A 20,152-nucleotide genomic window follows, 5' to 3' on the forward strand; every position below is an offset into this window, starting at 1 on the left:
GTAATGAATTACGTATGTTCACTCAGAGACTTGGTATTCATTTTTCGTCCGAGGACGTTAAGAATCCATGTCACTTTGAGTGCCCACACAGATTGTCTGATAAATTGTTAAAGAGCAGTGCAACGCGGCTTTCGCTCACCGTTGCGAGGTGGCGTATATTACGCTTTCCTCTTTCAGAGTCAACCCATTATTTCAGGGTTTTTTCTCTTCAACCGACCGCGTTGTCTGTGAAGTGATTCACATCCGCCGTGTCGATGGAGGCGCATTATAGGGGGCCGCCGAGGAATGACAAGCGGAAAAATGCATTTTTATTTCAACCGCTCACCTTTTCACCAAAAAGGCTATTTTTGGTGCTTTTTAATCTCTTTTGGCAGGTCGGCCAGGCTATTAATCACCCAATCCGCTGCATTTTCTGCTTCTGGCGTCACTGGCTTACCGGTGCGAACTAATATTTTGGTTCCTACACCCGCCGCTGCTGCTGCCTGCATATCTTCCAGTTTATCGCCCACCATATAAGAAGCGGACATATCAATGTGCAGGAACTCCTGTGCAGAGATGAACATCCCGGGATGCGGCTTACGGCAGTCACAGGTCTGACGATACGCTTCAACGGTTCCCTGCGGGTGGTGCGGACAATAGTAGATGCCGTCGAGATCCACACCGCGGTCGGCTAGCGACCAGTCCATCCATTCCGTCAGCGTCTCGAACTGCGCTTCGGTAAATTTACCGCGTGCAATACCGGACTGGTTCGTCACAACCACCAGCGCATAACCCATCTCTTTCAGCTGGCGCATGGCATCTATTACGCCCTCGATAAACTCGAACTCATCAATCTCATGAACATAACCGTGATCCACATTAATAGTGCCATCACGATCGAGAAAAATTGCGGGTACTGATTTTGCCACCGGTTTGCTCCTGAAAAAGGCATGTTCGACTAGTATCTCATGAATCGCAGCGCAATAAAGTGCTCATCGTACAGAGTTGGATTGATTTAGACGTCTGGATGCCTTAACATCCGTTTTGTTTACGGTCATCACCCGTATCTGGCAGAAGAAAATGCCACGGCTAACTTACATACGATAAAAATAATCTAATGATTAAACTTTCCAATATCACCAAAGTGTTCCAGCAGGGGAACCGAACCATTCAGGCGCTGAACAACGTCAGCCTGCATGTTCCTGCTGGTCAAATTTATGGCGTCATTGGCGCATCGGGTGCAGGTAAAAGCACGCTGATTCGTTGTGTTAACCTGCTTGAGCGCCCAACCCAGGGCAGCGTAGAAGTTGGCGGCCAGGACCTTACCGCCCTCTCAGAGAAAGAACTCACCAAAGCGCGTCGTCAGATTGGCATGATCTTCCAGCACTTTAACCTGCTGGCTTCCCGCACCGTGTTCGGCAACGTTGCCCTGCCGCTTGAGCTGGATAACACGCCGAAAGAAGAAGTGAAGCGTCGCGTCACCGAGCTGCTCGACCTCGTGGGTCTGGGCGACAAGCATGATAGCTACCCGGCAAATCTGTCCGGTGGGCAAAAGCAGCGTGTGGCCATTGCCCGCGCGCTGGCAAGCAATCCTAAGGTACTGCTGTGCGATGAAGCCACCAGCGCACTGGATCCGGCAACCACGCGTTCGATTCTGGAACTGCTGAAAGACATTAACCGTCGCCTGGGCCTGACGATCCTCCTTATTACGCATGAGATGGACGTGGTGAAACGCATCTGCGACTGCGTGGCGGTCATCAGCAACGGTGAACTGATCGAGCAGGACACGGTAAGTGAAGTGTTTTCGCATCCGAAGACGCCGCTGGCACAGCAGTTCATCCAGTCCACGCTGCATCTGGATATTCCGGAAGATTATCTGGAGCGTTTGAAAACCGAACCCGCAGCAGACAGCGTCCCGATGCTGCGCATGGAGTTCACCGGTCAGTCCGTTGACGCTCCCCTGCTTTCTGAAACCGCGCGTCGCTTTAACGTGAACAACAATATCATCAGCGCGCAGATGGATTACGCCGGTGGCGTGAAGTTCGGCATCATGCTGACAGAAATGCACGGCACACAAGAAGAAACCCAGGCCGCGATTGCCTGGCTGCAAGAACACCACGTAAAAGTAGAGGTACTGGGTTATGTCTGAGCCGATGATGTGGCTGCTGGTTCGCGGCGTTTGGGAAACGCTGGCAATGACCTTTGTCTCTGGCTTCTTTGGTTTTGTGATTGGCCTGCCGGTCGGCGTACTGCTGTACGTGACGCGTCCGGGTCAAATCATTGAGAACGCGAAACTGTACCGTACGCTCTCTGCGCTGGTGAACATCTTCCGTTCTATTCCCTTCATTATTCTGCTGGTGTGGATGATTCCGTTTACCCGCGTGATCGTCGGAACGTCTATCGGTCTGCAGGCGGCCATTGTTCCGCTGACCGTGGGGGCTGCGCCGTTTATCGCCCGTATGGTGGAAAACGCCCTGCTGGAGATCCCAACCGGTTTGATCGAAGCCTCACGCGCGATGGGCGCAACGCCGATGCAGATCGTCCGCAAAGTCCTGCTCCCGGAAGCACTGCCGGGCCTGGTGAACGCGGCAACCATCACGCTCATCACGCTGGTCGGTTATTCCGCAATGGGTGGTGCAGTTGGCGCTGGCGGTTTAGGCCAGATTGGTTACCAGTACGGCTATATTGGATATAACGCTACCGTGATGAATACCGTTCTGGTATTGCTGGTGGTTCTGGTTTATTTAATCCAGTTCTCCGGCGATCGCATCGTCCGGACCGTTACTCACAAATAACGTTACACACAACACAAACTCTACGAGTTAAGGATAAAACATGGCGTTTAAATTAAAGACCTTTGCAGCAGTAGGCGCGCTGATCGGCTCTCTGGCACTGGTGGGTTGCGGTCAGGACGAAAAAGATCCAAACCACATTAAAGTGGGCGTTATCGTGGGTGCAGAACAACAGGTTGCTGAAGTTGCTCAGAAAGTGGCGAAAGAGAAGTATGGCCTGGACGTTGAGCTGGTGACCTTCAACGATTACGTTCTGCCGAACGAAGCGCTGAGCAAAGGCGATATCGACGCTAACGCCTTCCAGCATAAGCCATACCTGGATCAGCAGATCAAAGATCGTGGCTATAAACTGGTGGGCGTCGGTAACACCTTCGTTTATCCAATTGCCGGTTACTCTAAGAAAATTAAATCGCTGGACGAGCTGCAGCCGGGCTCTCAGGTTGCCGTGCCTAACGACCCAACCAACCTTGGCCGTTCCCTGCTGCTGCTGCAGAAAGTGGGCCTGATCAAACTGAAAGACGGTGTTGGCCTGCTGCCAACCGTTCTGGATGTCACCGAGAACCCGAAAAATCTGAAAATTGTTGAACTGGAAGCACCGCAGCTGCCACGTTCTCTGGACGATGCGCAGATTGCCCTGGCCGTTATCAACACCACTTATGCCAGCCAGATTGGCCTGACGCCAGCCAAAGACGGTATCTTCGTAGAAGATAAAGACTCCCCGTACGTTAACCTGATCGTGACTCGCGAAGACAACAAGGACGCGGAAAACGTGAAGAAATTCGTTCAGGCTTATCAGTCTGATGAAGTTTACCAGGAAGCCAACAAAGTGTTTAACGGCGGCGCTGTTAAAGGCTGGTAATCTCACCTCAGTGTAATATCATCAGGACGGGCTTATGCCCGTCTTGTCATTTGTGCAGTCAACTGATTCAATATCTGACGTTTTGATTATCCATTGAGGAACTATTATGCGTGCTTTACCGATCTGTCTTTTAGCACTCATGCTGAGCGGCTGTTCTATGCTAAGCAGATCTCCCGTTGAACCTGTTCAAAGCACGGCAACCCCGCCAAAAACAGAGCCTGCAAAACCGAAAGTGGTTCGCCCTGCGCCGGTTCGCATTATCACGAAAGCAGACGAACTCGTCGGTAAACCATTCCGTGAACTGGGCGAAGTGAGCGGCGAATCCTGTCAGGCAACCAATCAGGACTCACCACCGAATATTCCGACAGCGCGTAAACGTATGCAGATTAATGCCGCAAAAATGAAAGCCAACGCGGTTCTGTTGCACAGCTGCGAAGTCACCAGCGGCACGCCGGGCTGCTATCGTCAGGCGGTTTGCATCGGTTCTGCGCTGAACATCACGGCGAAATGAGTGCATTTCAGTTCGAGCAGATAGGCGTTATCCACTCTCCTTATAAAGAGAAGTTCGCCGTCCCCCGCCAGCCCGGTCTGGTCACCAGCGGAAGCGGTGAGCTTCACCTGATTGCGCCTTACAATCAGGCCGATGCGGTACGCGGGCTCGAGGCTTTCAGCCATTTGTGGGTGGTGTTCGTGTTTCACCAGACGATGGAAGGCGGCTGGCGTCCGACCGTGCGCCCTCCTCGTCTTGGCGGAAATGCGAGAATGGGCGTGTTTGCAACTCGCTCGACCTTCCGCCCAAACCCGATTGGAATGTCGCTGGTTGAACTGAAAGGCATACGCTGCCAGAAAGATCGGGTGATACTGGAGTTAGGTAGTCTGGACCTGGTAGACGGCACGCCGGTAATCGACATCAAACCCTATTTGCCCTTCGCCGAAGCGCTCCCGGACGCGCGTGCAAGTTATGCTCAGGACGCACCGCAGGCGGACATGCCTGTTTATTTTACGCCAGAGATAACCGCGCAGCTCGGTCAGCTGGAGAAACGCTATCCTCGCTTACGGGATTTCATCACTGAAGTTCTGGCACAGGACCCTCGTCCGGCCTACCGTAAAGAAGAGGAAGAAGGAAAAATGTACGCCGTCTGGCTGCTTGATTTCAACGTTCGCTGGCGCGTCACCGGGGCAGGTTTTGAAGTGTTTGCCCTTGAACGCAGGTAATTTTGTTCTCCTCTCTTTTGGCATCTTTGCCACACTGGTAAACTAAACCACTTTTTTTGTGTCAGGTTGGCCTTTAAGCCAGCCCTACTCGTCGAAACGGAACCGTAACAACATGCGTACTAGCCAATATCTGCTCTCCACTTTAAAGGAGACACCTGCCGACGCCGAAGTGATCAGCCATCAGCTGATGCTGCGCGCCGGGATGATCCGCAAGCTGGCCTCCGGGTTATACACCTGGCTGCCGACCGGCGTGCGCGTCCTGAAAAAAGTCGAAAACATCGTGCGTGAAGAGATGAACAACGCCGGTGCAATCGAGGTGTTAATGCCGGTCGTTCAGCCCTCTGAACTGTGGCAGGAGAGCGGTCGCTGGGAGCAGTACGGTCCGGAACTGCTGCGTATTGCCGATCGCGGCGATCGTCCGTTTGTCCTCGGCCCAACGCATGAAGAAGTCATTACCGATCTGATCCGTAATGAGCTGAGCTCATACAAACAGTTACCGCTAAACTTCTTCCAGATCCAGACCAAGTTCCGTGACGAAGTTCGCCCACGTTTCGGCGTTATGCGCTCTCGCGAATTCCTGATGAAAGATGCTTACTCTTTCCATACCTCTCAGGAATCACTGCAAGAGACCTACGACGCAATGTACGCGGCGTACAGCAAAATCTTCTCCCGCATGGGTCTGGATTTCCGCGCGGTGCAGGCCGATACCGGCTCCATCGGCGGTAGCGCATCTCATGAGTTCCAGGTCCTGGCGCAGAGCGGTGAAGACGATGTGATCTTCTCTGACTCTTCAGACTACGCGGCGAACATCGAATTTGCAGAAGCGCTGGCGCCAAAAGAACCACGCGGCGCGGCAACGCAAGAGATGACGCTGGTTGATACGCCAAACGCGAAAACCATCGCCGAGCTGGTTGAGCAGTTCAATCTGCCTGTCGAAAAAACCGTGAAAACGCTGCTGGTGAAATCCACCGAAGGCAGCGCTTACCCGCTGGTTGCCCTGCTGGTGCGTGGCGATCACGAGCTGAACGAAGTGAAAGCCGAGAAGCTGCCGCAGGTAGCCAGCCCGCTGACCTTCGCAACGGAAGCGGAAATCCGCGCCGTGGTGAATGCGGGTCCAGGTTCACTGGGTCCAGTCAATCTGCCGGTGCCTGTTGTCATTGACCGCACGGTTGCGGCAATGAGCGACTTCTCCGCAGGTGCGAACATCGACGGTAAACATTACTTCGGCATCAACTGGGATCGCGACGTGGCGACGCCGGAAGTGGCTGACATCCGTAACGTGGTTGCAGGCGATCCAAGCCCGGACGGTCAGGGCACCCTGATGATTAAGCGCGGCATCGAAGTCGGTCACATCTTCCAGCTGGGCGATAAATACTCTCGCGCGCTGAACGCCGCAGTTCAGGGTGAAGATGGCCGTAACCAGATCCTGACCATGGGTTGCTACGGTATCGGGGTGACGCGCGTGGTAGCTGCGGCAATTGAGCAGAACTACGACGAGCGCGGCATCGTCTGGCCGGACAATATTGCGCCGTTCCAGGTGGCTATTCTGCCAATGAACATGCACAAATCTTACCGCGTGCAGGAGCTGGCCGAGAAGCTGTACGCCGAGCTGCGCGCTCAGGGTATTGAAGTGCTGATGGATGACCGCAAAGAGCGTCCGGGCGTGATGTTTGCCGATATGGAACTGATCGGTATCCCGCACACCGTCGTCATTGGCGACCGTAACCTCGACAGCGATGAGATTGAATACAAATACCGTCGCAGCGGCGAAAAACAGATGATCAAGACCGGCGACATTCTTGATTACCTGATGAAAGCCATCAAAGGCTAAACAAAAAACCCCGCTCAGGCGGGGTTTTTTAATGGCTCAGCGTCGGCTTATTTACTGTTACAGTCTTTACCCGCAACAAACTTCGCGTCTTTATCTGCCACCAGCGTTTTCACCATCTCCCCGCTATCCGGGTTTGGCTCCAGCGTAAAGTGACCGTCAACCGTCAGCAACACCGGCTTGCTGTCATTACCGCGTGCCACTGCGTAATCACGTTCAAGCTGCGCATTGTTTGCCACGCTGACCTTCCTGCCGGTTGCGCAGTCGGTAAAGATCGCCGCATCCGCCATATAGAAGTACATCCCCCGCATCGCCATCGGCGTGGCAGGCAGAGCTGCTTTTACCGGCGCAAGCGTGTAGTTGAACTGGGATTCAATCGGGTTGCCTTCGCGGTCAAGCATTTCCATGTTCTCGCCTTTAGGGCGGAACCAGGTTTTGTCACCGGAGGTATCCGTCAGCACCAGCTTCTCAGCCGTACGCGCCCATGTCCCGTAAGTCGCAAATGAAGAGGGTTCTTTCGCGCCCTGATAGCGCTGGTTCATCACCCAGGTACCGTCTTTTTGCAGGAACAGTGACGTTTCAATGCCTTCGCAATCCGCGCAAGGCAATACGCCCCGCCAGCTCTGCTGCATTGGCTTTAACTCTTCATTCTGCGCTGGCTGCAAAACCTGCGTTTCAGAACGGTTGTTACACCCGAAAAGCGCAAACAGCGTACTCACTGCCAGCGCTGAAAATAATGCTTTTTTCACAATGAATTCCTTATGAAAAGTGTGTTCCCTTTCGTCACTCTGTCGGGCGACGAACTTTACCGCGTAGTGCTTTCACTGTGGATTTTTGGGCCTTCGAGGACAACCGACGCTCTTTCGATGCGCGGGTTGGCCGCGTTGCCCGGCGGCTTTTTTGTACTGCCGTTAACTCTTTGATGACCGCCACCAGCCTGGCTACCGCCGCTTCCCGGTTTAATTCCTGGCTGCGGTACTCCTGGGCTTTAATCACGATCACACCTTCGCTGGTGATCAGGTGATGGCTGGCAGCGAGCAGACTTTCCTTATAATACTCTGGCAGGCTTGATGCCCGAATGTCAAAACGCAAATGGATAGCCGTCGACGCCTTGTTGACGTGCTGCCCGCCTGCCCCCTGTGCACGGATGGCGGTAATCTCCAGCTCGCTGTCAGGAATGCTGACGTTTCGGGACAAGACGATCATGACGCGGGTTGCCACGCCGTTAAATGAATTTCCAGATTATTCTGAGAATCAGAGAGCCAGATGGCGCCATCCTGAATCGTCGCCTGCAAAACCATGGTCCGGCTGGCGAACTCGCTCAACTGCGCCAGCTGCTCATCATCCAGATACCAGACCGTGAGATTTTTAAACTGTCCGCACTTGCTCTTGTTTTGCTGCCACCAGATTTCCGCCGCGCGCTGGTTATAGGCGAATAAGGCCACTTCCGCGGACTGGGTGCAGGCCTTCTTAATTCTGCGCTCGTCCGGCAGGCCGAGTTCGATCCACAAATCGATACCCAGATGATCGTTGCGCAGCCAGGCTTCAGGCTCGTCTTCTGCGCTTAACCCACGGGAAAACTGCAGGCGCTCGTCGGCATACTTAATCCACGCCAGCAGGCGCAGCATCATGCGCTCCTGGGTTTCGGAGGGGTGGCGTGCCAGCGTAAGCGACGCGTCGAGGAACTGGTTGCGATCCAGATCGGCCACATTGACCACAGCTTTATAAATTGTCGCTTTAAGCGCCATGTGAGAACTCCATTCGAATCAGGCGCACATTGTAGCGAAAACCGCGGCAAAAGGCTGTTACAGGGTGTTAAATACACCGCTATCAAGGCCCTGATATTGCTTAAATGAGTATGGTATAGTCACCTTGCTAAACCGAGTTTATCTTCGTAGGCTTAATGATATCTCACAGTAAGTCAGTGCGCTGGCGGGAGGGGATGTGAATAATTATTGTGAGTTAATTCGCAAACGGTATGCGGAAATCGCCAGCGGAGATCTGGGGTATGTCCCGGATGCGTTGGGCTGTGTATTGAAAGTGCTTAATGAAGTGGCCTCTGATGAGAGCCTTTCAGAGTCGGTCAGGGAAAAAGCAGCGTATGCTGCGGCGAATTTACTGGTGAGCGATTATGTCGATGAATGATACTTATCAACCTATCAATTGTGATGACTATGACAACCTCGAACTCGCCTGCCAGCATCATTTATTACTGACGCTGGAGCTAAAAGATGGCGAAGTGTTGAAGGCGAAAGCCAGCGATCTGGTTTCACGAAAGAATGTGGAATACCTGATAGTGGAAGACGCCGGTGCGACGCGTGAGCTGCGTCTGGACAAAATAGCCAGCTTCAGCCACCCGCAAATCGGCACCGTCGTGGTGAGCGAATCCTGATGACACTAACGGGCAGCCTGGCTGCCCGTTACGCTTTCTGCCACTCGAAACGAACGCCCTCTTCTGACCACCCCTCTTCCGTGATGAACACCCCTGCCGCAGCGATAAGCGTTTCACCGTAGAAGAGTAGCGGCGTGGTGTCGCGCAGCCACGGCGGCACGTTACACTCCTGCCATATTTTCTTCAGCTTCCGTCCCCCGTTGCGCCCGACGATATGCAGCATGCCGCCAGCCTTGAAGCGCACGGTGACAGGTTCATCGGGCTTAGGCAGCCGCACATGACCAGACGACAGGAGAAAGACGCGTCCTGCCTCACAGGGCAATATCAGGGGCGCGTCAGGAGAAAGCCAGTCGAGCACCACATCGGTCAGAGAGGGCATGGATTTTATCCACCAGAGCTCCCCTTTATAGCGTCTCACCTCAAAACCGTTCAGGTGGACGCACGGGGAAGCATCATCCCGCGCCAGTGCGACTTCGTCCCAGATGCGGCTCAGCATTGTCCGCGACGGCATCGCGGCGCGATGAAAGGCCAGCCAGCGCCGTAGCAGCGCGGCGCGACGTACCGGGCTCATCGCTTTCATCGGTACGATCGCCAGCGCCCCGTCTGCAGAAATCAGCCCAGCCAGCTCGTCGCTCAATAACTCATCCAGCAACGATTCCTGTTCGGCGCACAGCATGGCGCTTCTTGCCGTCGCGTCGGCGAAATGCGGCCAGCGCTCGCCCAAAAGCGGGAGGACGCGCAGACGCAGGAAGTTACGGTCATAGCCGTCATCCTGGTTACTCTCATCTTCGATCCAGTTCAGCTGATGTTCTCGCGCCCAGGCTTCCAGTGAGGCACGCGTCTCGCCAAGCAGCGGACGCAGTAACGTTGTGCCGGCAAATTCAGAACGCGCCGGCATGGCAGAAAGCCCCGCCGGCCCGCTGCCCCGCTTAAGCGCCAGCAGAAAGGTTTCACACTGGTCATCAAGATGCTGGGCCGTGACAAGCGCTTCTCCAGGACGTAATGCCCCGGCAAACGCGGCATAGCGGGCTTTCCGCGCCTGCGCCTCGATGCCCAGCCCTTCCTCCGCAAGCGTCACTCGCTCAACGATGAGCGGGATCGCCCAGGCCGCACACAAGGCTTCGCAGTGCGCCACCCACGCCTCTGCATGAGGACTTAATCCGTGGTGAATATGCATCGCCCGAAGCTGGACGTCAGGTTCCCGATCGCGCCAAAGCTTAAGGCGATGCAGCAACGCGGTAGAATCCAGGCCACCGCTAAACCCCACCAGCAGCTGGCGGTACGGTGAAACGGCTTGTGCGATAGCGGGTAAGGTCATAGGAGATTACACATAAAAAATGCCCGAACTGAGCGGGCATTATCACACAGGACAACCATTACTGCTGATAAAGCTCCAGCGGCAGGCCGTCCGGATCGTTGAAAAAAGTAAAGCGCTTGTCGGTGAACGGATCGACGCGTATCGCTTCGCACGTCACGCCGTGCGCTTCCAGATGCTTAACTGCGCTATCCAGGTCATCGACGCTGAAGGCAAGATGACGCAGGCCGCAGGCTTCCGGGCGGGACGGACGCGCAGGCGGAAAAGGAAAAGAGAACAGCTCAATCACATATTTCCCATTTAACGCCAGGTCGCCCTTCCAGGAGTCGCGCTCCTCGCGGTAGGCCTCGCTCATGAGCGTAAAGCCCAGGATGTCGCAGTAGAAGGCCTTACTTTTCGCGTAATCGGTGGCAATGATCGCAATATGATGAACCTGTTTTAAACCCAGCATAGCTTCTCCTTTTTATGATGCCTGAACGTTACAACCGAAAACCCGCGCCTGGCAAGCGGTCACCCTTATTTTAGGACTCGCACCCAGTAAACGCCGCTCTCGTCGCGCTTCGCACCGTGGATATCCGTCTCAAAACCGGGATAGTGGCGCCCGACAGAGCAGAGCATCAGCAGGAAATCGAGCACGGCCCGACTCTCTTCGGTAATCATCTCTCCCGGTATCAGGAGCGGAACGCCCGGCGGGTAAGGCAGGATCATGTTAGCCGATACGCGCCCGACCAGGTTTTCCAGCTCGACGGTTTCGACCTCCCCTTTAACCTGGCGCTGCCATGCCTTGTGCGGGGTAAACTTCATCTCCGGTAAGACATCGAACGCCTGAAGCATCAGACGCGGCAGATCGTGCTGACGGATCAGCCTGTGGATCCCCTGGGCCAGATCCTGAATGCGCATATTTCGATAGAAGTCAGGATCCTCCGCGTAGAGATCCGGCAGCATGTTCTTCACCCGCAGGTTAAGATCGTAGGCCCGCTTAAACTCCATCAGGCCGCGCAGCAACCCCATCGCGCGGGTTTTATCAATACCAATGCTGAACAGGAACAGCAGGTTATAGGGCCCGGTCTTCTCTACCACCACGCCACGTTCATCAAGGAATTTCGCGACCAGCGCGGCCGGAATACCTTCCTCGCTCATCTTTCCCTGCTCATCCATGCCCGGCGTCAGGATCGTCACTTTTACCGGGTCGAGGAACATATGGTCGCTATCGGCATCCCGGAAACCATGCCAGTCTTCGCCGGGCGAGACGGGCCAGCATTCCGCCTCATCAATCTCTTCCGGCTGCCAGATATCAAAGAACCAGCCGTCGGCTTCATCTTTCAGCCGCTGAACCTCTTTGCGGAAATGCAGCGCGCGCTCCACCGAACGGTTGATGAGGCGTTTGCCCGGATTGCCGCGCAGCATCGCCGCGGCCGTTTCAATAGAGGCCACCAGCGGGTAGCTCGGCGAGGTGGTGGTGTGCATCATAAAGGCTTCGTTGAACGTGTCTTCGTCGTACTCGCCTTTGATGTGAATAAGCGAAGCCTGGGAAAACGCCGCCAGCATTTTATGCGTCGACTGCGTTTCGAAGAACACTTTACCCGGCACGCGTTCACCGCTCATGCCGCTTTTGCCTGCGTAAATCGGGTGGAAATTGGTGTACGGCACCCACGCGGAATCGAAGTGGATCGACGGCACGTCCAGCGTCTTTTTGATCCAGTTCGTATTGTACAGCAGACCGTCATAGGTCGAGTTGGTGATCACCGCATGGACAGGCCAGCTTGCACCAGGGATCGTCGCGACCTTACGTTCAATCGCGTCATGCGCAAACTCCCGGCGCGGAATGCCGCCAAGAATACCGAGCGCGTTACGCGTGGGCGACAGCCAGAGCGGTACGACGTCGCTCATCATCAGCAGGTGTGCCAGCGATTTATGGCAGTTACGGTCAATCAGCAAGGTGCTGCCAGCAGGCGCAGCGTACATCCCGACAATTTTGTTCGAGGTCGAGGTGCCGTTGGTCACCATATAGCTCTGCTCGGCGCCAAAGGTGCGGGCGATATACTCTTCGGCTTCAAGATGCGGGCCGGTGTGATCCAGCAGAGAGCCCAGTTCGGTGACTGAAATAGACACGTCCGCTTTCAGCGTGTTGCCACCGAAGAAATCATAGAACAGGCAGCCCACCGGGCTTTTTTGATAGGCCGTTCCCGCCATATGACCTGGCGTACAGAAGGTATATTTCCCCTCTTTCACGTAGGTGAAGAGCGCGCGGGTAAAGGGCGGAGTGATGTTATCGAGATATTCATTCGTGTATTGCTGAATTCGGGTCGCAATGTCTTCCGCCACGCCGAGGGAATATTCAAAGAACCACAGCGCCATACGCATATCATTGGCGCTGACGTCCATGGTTGAGTGAGTATTAATAAACGCGTACAGCGGGAGGTATTCGTTCAGCTTGTTGATGTCGCTGCACAGTTCGAGATCGTATTCGTCCCAGTCGAAGATCACGCCGCAAATACGCGGGTTATGCTCGATGAACTTCAGCAGGTCGGCGCTGTTGTGCGGCCAGATTAGCTGATACCCGCGCGACTGCAGGGCTTGCTCAAGCTCCTTGATGGGCTCGTCTTTATAGAAGACGCCGTGTGGCCCCATAATGGCAATGATATTCATGGGCTTCCTCCTTAAAAAACATTAGCTAAGCATAGTCCGGCTAAACCGCAGGTATAAAAAAAGCCGCAACATTGTGCGGCTTTTCAGATAATTGTGAAGCTTACGCGTAACCGTAGGTCATCAGACGCTGGTAACGGCGGTTGAGCAGATCTTCTTTGCTCAGCACGTCCAGATCCGCCAGGTCAGCCAGCAGCTGTGCTTTCAGAGAAGCAGCCATTACTTCCGGCTTACGATGCGCACCACCCAGCGGTTCCGGGATGATGGAGTCGATCAGCTTCAGCTCTTTCAGGCGTGGCGCAATGATGCCCATTGCTTCTGCAGCCAGCGGCGCTTTGTCGGCGCTTTTCCACAGAATGGACGCACAGCCTTCCGGGGAGATAACGGAATAGGTGCTGTACTGCAGCATATTCACTTTATCGCCCACGCCAATCGCCAGCGCACCGCCGGAACCACCCTCACCGATAACGGTACAGATGACCGGCACCTTCAGACGAGACATCTCGCGCAGGTTGCGCGCGATAGCTTCAGACTGACCGCGCTCTTCCGCGCCCACGCCAGGGTATGCACCCGGGGTGTCGATGAAGGTGATGATTGGCATGTTGAAACGCTCAGCCATCTCCATCAGACGCAGGGCTTTACGGTAGCCTTCTGGTGCTGGCATACCGAAGTTACGACGGATTTTTTCTTTGGTTTCACGACCTTTCTGATGACCAATGATCATCACCGGGCGTCCGTCCAGACGCGCGATACCGCCAACGATAGCTTTATCGTCAGCGTATGCGCGATCGCCTGCCAGTTCGTCAAATTCGTCAAACGCCAGGCGGACATAATCCAGGGTGTACGGACGCTGTGGATGGCGGGCCAGCTGGGCCACCTGCCATGCGCCGAGATCGGCAAAGATTTTGCGCGTCAGCTCTACGCTTTTCTCGCGCAGACGATGCACTTCTTCGTCGATGTTAATATCCAGTTTTTCATCCTGACGGCTAACCGCTGTCAGAGAATCGATTTTCGCTTCCAGCTCAGCAATCGGCTGTTCGAAATCAAGGAAATTCAGACTCATAGTATTCCTGTATTAGTCAAACTCCAGTTCCACCTGCTCCGAACCAATGAGGCCACGGAGATCGTTCAGTAAACGATCGCTCGGAGAGACACGCCACGTTGCACCAAAGCGCAACCGCGCACGTGCATCCGCCCTCTGATAGTAGAGATGTACTGGAATTGTCCCCGAGCGGTGGGGTTCCAGAGACTGACGGAGTCGGTTTAAAAGCTGGTCATCAATTTGCCTGTCCGTCAGCGAGATAGCAAGCCCGCGAGCATATTTTTCCCGGGCTTCGTCAATGTCCATCACTTCGCGGGCGGTCATTTTAAGCCCCCCACTGAAGTCATCAAAGCTGACCTGTCCGCTGACGATAAGTATGCGGTCTTTTTCCAGCAATTGCTGGTATTTATCCAGCGCGTCGGTGAACAACATCACCTCCAGACGCCCGGAACGGTCATCCAACGTACAGATGCCGATACGATTGCCGCGCTTGGTGACCATAACCCTTGCGGCAATCACGAGCCCCGCAGCCGTGGTGATTTTACCACGTTCTGTCGGATGCATGTCTTTAAGCCTGTGGCCGCCGACATAGCGCTCAATTTCTTTGATGTACTGGTTGATCGGGTGCCCCGTCAGGTACAAGCCTAACGTCTCACGCTCCCCATCCAGTACCACCTGTTCTGGCCACGGCTGGCAGTTGGAATAAGATTGCTCGATCTGCTCTGGCTCTTCCGCCAGCACGCCGAACATATCCGCCTGACCAATGGCTTCCGCTTTTGCGTGCTGATCCGCCGCTTTCAGGGCGTCGCCGAGGGAATTCATCAGCGCGGCGCGGTGCGGCCCCAGCCTGTCAAACGCGCCGGACATGATCAGTTTTTCCAGCACGCGACGGTTCAGTTTTTTGGTATCGGTACGGGCGCAAAGATCGAACAGCTCGCGGAAATACCCGCCATTGTTACGCGCTTCGATGATCGCCTCGATCGGACCTTCGCCCACGCCTTTGATCGCGCCGATCCCGTAAACGATCTCTCCGTCGTCGTTGACGTGGAAGTGGTAGAGCCCTGAGTTAATATCCGGCGGCAGGATCTTAAGGCCCATGCGCCAGCACTCGTCCACCAGGCCAACCACCTTCTCGGTGTTGTCCATATCGGCCGTCATTACCGCCGCCATAAATTCAGCAGGATAGTGTGCTTTCAGCCACAGCGTTTGATATGACACCAAAGCATAGGCGGCGGAGTGGGATTTGTTAAATCCGTACCCGGCGAATTTCTCCACCAGGTCGAAGATTTTCATCGCCAGCTCGCCGTCAACGCCGTTTTTCTTCGCCCCGTCTTCAAAGATGGAGCGCTGCTTGGCCATCTCTTCCGGCTTTTTCTTACCCATCGCACGACGCAGCATGTCCGCGCCGCCGAGCGTATAGCCGGAAAGCACCTGAGCAATCTGCATGACCTGTTCCTGATACAGGATAATGCCGTAGGTTGGCTCCAGCACCGGCTTCAGGCTTTCATGCTGCCACTGAACGTCCGGGTAAGAAATCTCTTCGCGACCGTGCTTACGGTCGATAAAGTTATCTACCATCCCTGACTGCAGCGGGCCCGGACGGAACAGGGCGACCAGTGCGATCATATCTTCGAAGCAGTCGGGCTGCAGGCGTTTAATCAGATCTTTCATGCCGCGGGATTCAAGCTGGAAGACGGCCGTCGTCTCCGAGCGCTGCAGCATGTCGAAACTTTTCTTGTCATCCAGCGGGATGGCGGCAATGTCTATCGGCTCAAGGCCCTGCTTTTCCCGGCGCGGGTTGATCATCTTCAGCGCCCAGTCGATGATCGTCAGCGTACGCAGGCCGAGGAAGTCAAACTTCACCAGCCCGGCGTATTCTACGTCGTTCTTATCAAACTGAGTAACCGGGTGCTCACCCGCTTCATCGCAGTAGAGCGGCGCGAAGTCGGTAATTTTGGTCGGGGCGATAACCACGCCCCCCGCATGCTTGCCGGCGTTACGCGTGACGCCTTCCAGCTTGCGCGCCATGTCGATCAGCGCTTTCACTTCTTCGTCAGCTTCGTAGATTTCCGGCAGCTGAGGTTCGGCTTCAAACGCTTTTGCCAGCGTCATGCCCGGATCGGGCGGCACCAGCTTCGAAATACGATCGACAAACCCGTACGGGTGGCCCAGCACGCGGCCGACGTCACGAATAACCGCCTTCGCCGCCATCGTACCGAACGTAATAATCTGCGATACCGCATCACGGCCGTACATATCGGCGACGTGCTCGATCACCTGGTCGCGTTTCTCCATGCAGAAGTCGACGTCAAAGTCGGGCATGGAAACACGTTCCGGGTTAAGGAAACGTTCGAACAGCAGGTCGAACTCCAGCGGGTCGAGGTCGGTAATTTTAAGCGCATAGGCCACCAGCGAGCCTGCACCAGAGCCTCGTCCCGGTCCGACCGGTACGCCGTTATCCTTCGACCACTGGATAAACTCCATTACGATCAGGAAGTAGCCCGGGAAGCCCATCTGGTTGATTACCTGGAGTTCAATATCCAGGCGCTCATCGTACGGCGGCCGCTTCTCTTTGCGAACGGCCTCATCCGGGAACAGGAATTCCAGGCGCTCTTCCAGACCTTCCTTTGATTTCACGACCAGGAAATCTTCCGTGGTCATGTCACCCGTCGGGAACTGCGGCAGGAAGTATTCGCCGAGGCGGACGGTAACGTTACAGCGCCTGGCGATCTCTACGCTGTTTTCCAGCGCTTCGGGGATATCGGAGAAGAGTTCACACATCTCCTCCTCGCTGCGCATGTACTGTTGAGCGGAGTAATTACGCGGTCGTTTCGGATCGTCGAGCGTGAAGCCATCGTGGATCGCCACGCGAATTTCGTGAGCGTCAAAATCTCCCGGCTCGAGGAACCGCACATCGTTTGTCGCGACGACGGGCAGACCGCGTTCTTCCGCAAGTGCGACCGCCGCATGCAGATAGTTCTCTTCGTCCTGACGACCGGTGCGGATCAACTCCAGATAATAACGATCCGGGAAATACTCTTCATAGAACGAAACGCATTGATCCACCAGCGCGCTATTGCCGCGCAGCAGGCATTTACCGACATCGCCCATACGGCCACCGGAGATCAGCAGCAGCCCTTCGTTCAGCTCAGCCAGCCAGTCCCTGTCGATCCACGGGCCCAGCGCACCATATCCGCGCTGATAGGCTTTTGAGATAAGCAGAGTGAGGTTTTGATAGCCCGTGTTGTTCATCGCCAGCACGGAGATTTGCGTCATTTCATCGCCGACGAGATCGCTCTGGACATGAAAATCTGCGCCGACGATAGGCTTCATCCCCGCGCCGTGCGCCGTTCCGTAGAACTTCACCAGACCACACAGGTTGGTAAAATCGGTGATCGCCAGCGCGGGCATGCCAAGGGAGGCCGCCTTTTTTACCAGCGGCCCGGTCTTCGCCAGCCCATCGATCATGGAGTAGTCGCTATGCACCCGCAGGTGTACGAAACGTGGTTCAGCCATCTTCAGATTCCGCGTTACTTAATTGCTTGCGTATTGATTCAGGACACCCGTCCCAGCGCGCGTTTCACCGGGCCAAAACTGCGCCGGTGATGTTCGGTTGCACCATGTTCAGCCAGCCTTTCCAGATGGAAAGGTGTGGGATACCCCTTATGCTGGGCGAAACCATACTGAGGATAAGTGAGGTCCAGCGCGGCCATTTCGGCGTCGCGCGTCACTTTGGCAATGATAGAAGCTGCGCTAATTTCTGCGACCCGGCTATCGCCTTTGACGACCGCCATTGAAGGCATGGGCAATGCCGGACAGCGGTTGCCGTCAATCAGGACATATTCCGGGGAAATTTTCAGGCCTGCTACCGCACGCTGCATCGCCAGCATCGTGGCATGCAAAATATTCAGCTCGTCTATTTCATGCGGTTCAGCGCGCCCCAGGCTCCAGGCCAGCGCCTTCTCCTGAATCTCACTAAACAGCGCCAGACGGCGCTTTTCAGACAATTTTTTAGAGTCGTTCAGCCCGATAATCGGGCGAGCCGGATCGAGGATCACCGCGGCAGTCACCACAGCCCCGACCAGCGGGCCACGACCGACTTCGTCCACGCCCGCCACAAGGCGAGTGTGAGGATAAACAAATTCCATCATTTTGCTAGCTCCAGCACCGCATCAGCCGCTTGCTCATCAGCATTACAGCGGATCAGTTGATGCAGTTCGCGGAAGGTATCGTGCATCTGGTGGCTGGTCTTGCCGTTGGCGAGCAGCGGCAGCAGTGCATCGGCAAGCGACTGCGGCTGGCACTCATCCTGCAGCAGCTCTTTCACCAGCTCGCGCCCGGCCAGCAGGTTTGGCAGGGAGACATAATCCGTTTTCACCAGACGTTTTGCCAGCCAGAAGGTGAACGGCTTCATGCGATAGCCGACCACCATCGGGCATTTCGCCAGCATGCATTCCAGCGCCGCCGTGCCGGAGGCCAGCAGCGCGGCATCGCTCGCATACATCGCTTCCCGCCCTTTCCCGTCCAGAAGACGGACGTGAAGATCCGGGGCGACTTCCGCTTTGATGCGCTCAAACTGCTCGCGGCGTTTGGCATTTACCAGCGGAACAACCACTTCAAGATCCGGATAGGTCTGGCGAAGAATTTGCGCAGTTTTGAGGAAATCGGCGCTCAGCATCTCAACTTCTGCGCCACGGCTGCCCGGTAGCAGTGCCAGACAGTGCACATCGTGCGGGATGCCCAGCGCGTCGCGCGCCGCGTTTTTATCCGGATCCAATGGCATCGCATCCGCCATGGTATGACCGATAAAACGGCACGGAACATTAAATCTGTCGTAAAACGCTTTTTCGAAAGGCAGGAAAGCCAGCACCAGGTTGGTGGACCGTCCGATTTTGAAAACGCGTTTCTGTCGCCACGCCCAGACGGACGGACTGACGTAGTGAATCGTTTTGATACCCTGCTTTTTCAGATTCCCTTCGAGGGTAATGTTGAAATCAGGCGCATCGATACCGACAAACACATCGGGTTTGAGTTCGGTAAAACGGCGGGTGAGATCGGCGCGGATGTGCAGCAAACGGCGTAGCCGTCCCAGCACCTCAACGATGCCCATCACGGCGAGTTCTTCCATTTCATACCAGGCTTCACAGCCTTCGGCCTGCATCAGCGGGCCAGCAACGCCGACAAAGCGAGCATTGGGTACACGCGCCTTAAGCGCGCGGATGAGACCGGCACCAAGAATATCGCCGGAGGTTTCTCCGGCGACCAGGGCTATCGTAAGCGGACGACTGTCGACCATTAACGAATCAGACCCCTTGTTGAACGGTCAAAGAATTCCATGAACGCGTTCACTTCCGGGTACTTATTCGCCAGCTCGGCAATTTCCGGCTTCGCCTCTTCCAGCGTTTTACCGCTACGGTACAGCAGTTTGTACGCGTTGCGGATAGCAGTAATCGCTTCGCGGCTAAAACCACGACGCTTGAGGCCTTCGATGTTCACGCCAAACGGCGTGGCATGGTTGCCCTGCGCAATCACATACGGTGGGACGTCCTGCGCCACACCGGAGCATCCGCCAACCATCACGTGCGCACCAATGATGCAGAACTGATGGACTGCGGTCATGCCGCCAATAATTGCGAAGTCATCAACCGATACGTGTCCTGCCAGCGTTGCGTTGTTGGCAAGAATACAGCGGTCACCCACGGTACAGTCGTGCGCGATGTGCGCATTAACCATAAACAGGTTATCGCTGCCCACCTTCGTCAACCCACCACCCTGTACTGTTCCACGATGAATAGTGACGCTTTCGCGAATACGGTTACGATCGCCAATTTCCAGACGGGTCGACTCACCAGCATATTTCAGATCCTGGTTAACTTCGCCGATGGAAGCGAACTGATAGATCTCGTTATTGCAGCCAATGGTCGTGTGACCATTCACGACAACGTGAGATTTCAGTACTGTACCCTCACCAATTTCGACATGGGGTCCAACAATACAAAACGGGCCAATGTGGACGTTAGCGCCAATGATGGCACCGGTTTCCACAATAGCGGTAGGATGAATAAAGGCGGATTTATCAATCAC

Annotated in this window: 20 protein-coding genes; 8 read left to right on the plus strand and 12 right to left on the minus strand. The window is 55.2% G+C overall.

Annotation, left to right across the window (positions count from 1 at the left end):
- Positions 1 to 341 precede the first annotated feature (341 nt).
- Positions 342 to 908, minus strand: coding sequence for a D-glycero-beta-D-manno-heptose 1,7-bisphosphate 7-phosphatase (gene gmhB / locus ACZ6J2_RS11075; RefSeq protein ID WP_029741186.1), 567 nt, complete (start codon positions 906 to 908; stop codon positions 342 to 344).
- 188 nt (positions 909 to 1,096) lie between these two features.
- Between gmhB and metN the strand changes: the two genes are divergently transcribed.
- The 6 genes from metN to proS all read left to right on the plus strand — a co-directional run bounded on the left by metN (position 1,097) and on the right by proS (position 6,676).
- The gene (gene metN / locus ACZ6J2_RS11080) at positions 1,097 to 2,128 is read left to right on the plus strand and encodes a methionine ABC transporter ATP-binding protein MetN (RefSeq protein WP_471725729.1); all 1,032 of its coding nucleotides are present in this window, start codon (positions 1,097 to 1,099) and stop codon (positions 2,126 to 2,128) included.
- Positions 2,121 to 2,774, plus strand: a complete 654-nt coding sequence (locus ACZ6J2_RS11085) for a methionine ABC transporter permease MetI (RefSeq protein WP_014168730.1) — start codon at positions 2,121 to 2,123, stop codon at positions 2,772 to 2,774. Before metN ends, ACZ6J2_RS11085 begins: the two co-directional genes overlap by 8 nt.
- A gap of 40 nt (positions 2,775 to 2,814) precedes the next feature.
- Entirely contained in the window at positions 2,815 to 3,630 is an 816-nt protein-coding gene (metQ, locus tag ACZ6J2_RS11090; RefSeq protein ID WP_014168729.1) for a methionine ABC transporter substrate-binding lipoprotein MetQ, read from the plus strand.
- Positions 3,631 to 3,736: 106 nt separating this feature from the next.
- Complete coding sequence (rcsF, locus tag ACZ6J2_RS11095) at positions 3,737 to 4,141, plus strand: Rcs stress response system protein RcsF (RefSeq protein WP_008501883.1); 405 nt, start codon at positions 3,737 to 3,739, stop codon at positions 4,139 to 4,141.
- Positions 4,138 to 4,845 carry a tRNA (N6-threonylcarbamoyladenosine(37)-N6)-methyltransferase TrmO gene (gene tsaA / locus ACZ6J2_RS11100; RefSeq protein WP_471725730.1) on the plus strand — a complete coding sequence of 236 codons (708 nt, stop codon included), beginning with the start codon at positions 4,138 to 4,140 and terminating at the stop codon, positions 4,843 to 4,845. Before rcsF ends, tsaA begins: the two co-directional genes overlap by 4 nt.
- Before the next feature lie 112 nt (positions 4,846 to 4,957).
- A complete protein-coding gene (proS, locus tag ACZ6J2_RS11105) occupies positions 4,958 to 6,676 on the plus strand; it encodes a proline--tRNA ligase (protein WP_471725731.1) in 1,719 nt (572 codons plus the stop codon).
- A gap of 47 nt (positions 6,677 to 6,723) precedes the next feature.
- On the opposite strand, the gene nlpE is transcribed toward proS, so the two are convergent.
- Genes nlpE through ACZ6J2_RS11120 form a run of 3 tightly spaced genes read right to left on the minus strand, consistent with a single transcriptional unit; the run spans position 6,724 to position 8,421 of the window.
- Positions 6,724 to 7,422, minus strand: coding sequence for an envelope stress response activation lipoprotein NlpE (gene nlpE, locus ACZ6J2_RS11110; RefSeq protein ID WP_471725732.1), 699 nt, complete (start codon positions 7,420 to 7,422; stop codon positions 6,724 to 6,726).
- Positions 7,423 to 7,456: 34 nt separating this feature from the next.
- Positions 7,457 to 7,879: an alternative ribosome rescue aminoacyl-tRNA hydrolase ArfB gene (arfB, locus tag ACZ6J2_RS11115; protein WP_471725842.1), complete on the minus strand. Its 423-nt coding sequence runs from the start codon at positions 7,877 to 7,879 to the stop codon at positions 7,457 to 7,459.
- On the minus strand, positions 7,876 to 8,421 hold the full coding sequence (locus ACZ6J2_RS11120; protein WP_033144678.1) for a YaeQ family protein: 546 nt from the start codon (positions 8,419 to 8,421) through the stop codon (positions 7,876 to 7,878). The genes arfB and ACZ6J2_RS11120 overlap by 4 nt, the downstream gene beginning before the upstream one ends.
- Positions 8,422 to 8,617: 196 nt before the next feature.
- Here ACZ6J2_RS11120 and ACZ6J2_RS11125 point away from each other — a divergent pair, with 196 nt between their 5' ends.
- Both ACZ6J2_RS11125 and rof read left to right on the plus strand, forming a co-directional pair.
- Complete coding sequence (locus ACZ6J2_RS11125; protein WP_008501889.1) at positions 8,618 to 8,818, plus strand: YaeP family protein; 201 nt, start codon at positions 8,618 to 8,620, stop codon at positions 8,816 to 8,818.
- A complete protein-coding gene (rof, locus tag ACZ6J2_RS11130; RefSeq protein WP_008501890.1) occupies positions 8,805 to 9,065 on the plus strand; it encodes a Rho-binding antiterminator in 261 nt (86 codons plus the stop codon). Before ACZ6J2_RS11125 ends, rof begins: the two co-directional genes overlap by 14 nt.
- Positions 9,066 to 9,093: 28 nt before the next feature.
- On the opposite strand, the gene tilS is transcribed toward rof, so the two are convergent.
- From tilS to lpxA, 8 genes are all read right to left on the minus strand, one after another.
- Positions 9,094 to 10,383, minus strand: a complete 1,290-nt coding sequence (gene tilS, locus ACZ6J2_RS11135) for a tRNA lysidine(34) synthetase TilS (RefSeq protein ID WP_471725733.1) — start codon at positions 10,381 to 10,383, stop codon at positions 9,094 to 9,096.
- A gap of 58 nt (positions 10,384 to 10,441) precedes the next feature.
- Positions 10,442 to 10,831 (minus strand): VOC family protein, encoded by a 390-nt coding sequence (locus tag ACZ6J2_RS11140; RefSeq protein WP_471725734.1) that lies wholly within the window; start codon positions 10,829 to 10,831, stop codon positions 10,442 to 10,444.
- A 65-nt stretch (positions 10,832 to 10,896) separates the two neighbouring features.
- Positions 10,897 to 13,029, minus strand: coding sequence for a lysine decarboxylase LdcC (locus ACZ6J2_RS11145; RefSeq protein ID WP_471725735.1), 2,133 nt, complete (start codon positions 13,027 to 13,029; stop codon positions 10,897 to 10,899).
- Positions 13,030 to 13,129: 100 nt separating this feature from the next.
- A complete protein-coding gene (accA, locus tag ACZ6J2_RS11150) occupies positions 13,130 to 14,089 on the minus strand; it encodes an acetyl-CoA carboxylase carboxyl transferase subunit alpha (RefSeq protein WP_008501895.1) in 960 nt (319 codons plus the stop codon).
- A 12-nt stretch (positions 14,090 to 14,101) separates the two neighbouring features.
- Positions 14,102 to 17,584, minus strand: coding sequence for a DNA polymerase III subunit alpha (gene dnaE, locus ACZ6J2_RS11155; RefSeq protein ID WP_471725736.1), 3,483 nt, complete (start codon positions 17,582 to 17,584; stop codon positions 14,102 to 14,104).
- Between the two features lie 38 nt (positions 17,585 to 17,622).
- On the minus strand, positions 17,623 to 18,219 hold the full coding sequence (gene rnhB / locus ACZ6J2_RS11160; RefSeq protein WP_024907528.1) for a ribonuclease HII: 597 nt from the start codon (positions 18,217 to 18,219) through the stop codon (positions 17,623 to 17,625).
- Positions 18,216 to 19,364, minus strand: a complete 1,149-nt coding sequence (lpxB, locus tag ACZ6J2_RS11165) for a lipid-A-disaccharide synthase (RefSeq protein ID WP_471725737.1) — start codon at positions 19,362 to 19,364, stop codon at positions 18,216 to 18,218. The genes rnhB and lpxB overlap by 4 nt, the downstream gene beginning before the upstream one ends.
- Positions 19,364 to 20,152, minus strand: coding sequence for an acyl-ACP--UDP-N-acetylglucosamine O-acyltransferase (gene lpxA, locus ACZ6J2_RS11170; protein ID WP_049005315.1), 789 nt, complete (start codon positions 20,150 to 20,152; stop codon positions 19,364 to 19,366). Before lpxA ends, lpxB begins: the two co-directional genes overlap by 1 nt.

This window comes from Enterobacter sp. E14S (genome assembly GCF_055666685.1).

Bases quoted from the DNA above. Each gene is read 5' to 3' on its own strand.
- metN (WP_471725729.1), top strand. From the start codon at position 1,097: ATGATTAAACTTTCCAATATCACCAAAGTGTTCCAGCAGGGGAACCGA.
- ACZ6J2_RS11085 (WP_014168730.1), top strand. From the start codon at position 2,121: ATGTCTGAGCCGATGATGTGGCTGCTGGTTCGCGGCGTTTGGGAAACG.
- metQ (WP_014168729.1), top strand. From the start codon at position 2,815: ATGGCGTTTAAATTAAAGACCTTTGCAGCAGTAGGCGCGCTGATCGGC.
- rcsF (WP_008501883.1), top strand. From the start codon at position 3,737: ATGCGTGCTTTACCGATCTGTCTTTTAGCACTCATGCTGAGCGGCTGT.
- tsaA (WP_471725730.1), top strand. From the start codon at position 4,138: ATGAGTGCATTTCAGTTCGAGCAGATAGGCGTTATCCACTCTCCTTAT.
- proS (WP_471725731.1), top strand. From the start codon at position 4,958: ATGCGTACTAGCCAATATCTGCTCTCCACTTTAAAGGAGACACCTGCC.
- arfB (WP_471725842.1), bottom strand. From the start codon at position 7,879: ATGATCGTCTTGTCCCGAAACGTCAGCATTCCTGACAGCGAGCTGGAG.
- ACZ6J2_RS11120 (WP_033144678.1), bottom strand. From the start codon at position 8,421: ATGGCGCTTAAAGCGACAATTTATAAAGCTGTGGTCAATGTGGCCGAT.
- rof (WP_008501890.1), top strand. From the start codon at position 8,805: ATGTCGATGAATGATACTTATCAACCTATCAATTGTGATGACTATGAC.
- tilS (WP_471725733.1), bottom strand. From the start codon at position 10,383: ATGACCTTACCCGCTATCGCACAAGCCGTTTCACCGTACCGCCAGCTG.
- ACZ6J2_RS11140 (WP_471725734.1), bottom strand. From the start codon at position 10,831: ATGCTGGGTTTAAAACAGGTTCATCATATTGCGATCATTGCCACCGAT.
- ACZ6J2_RS11145 (WP_471725735.1), bottom strand. From the start codon at position 13,029: ATGAATATCATTGCCATTATGGGGCCACACGGCGTCTTCTATAAAGAC.
- accA (WP_008501895.1), bottom strand. From the start codon at position 14,089: ATGAGTCTGAATTTCCTTGATTTCGAACAGCCGATTGCTGAGCTGGAA.
- dnaE (WP_471725736.1), bottom strand. From the start codon at position 17,584: ATGGCTGAACCACGTTTCGTACACCTGCGGGTGCATAGCGACTACTCC.
- rnhB (WP_024907528.1), bottom strand. From the start codon at position 18,219: ATGATGGAATTTGTTTATCCTCACACTCGCCTTGTGGCGGGCGTGGAC.
- lpxB (WP_471725737.1), bottom strand. From the start codon at position 19,364: ATGGTCGACAGTCGTCCGCTTACGATAGCCCTGGTCGCCGGAGAAACC.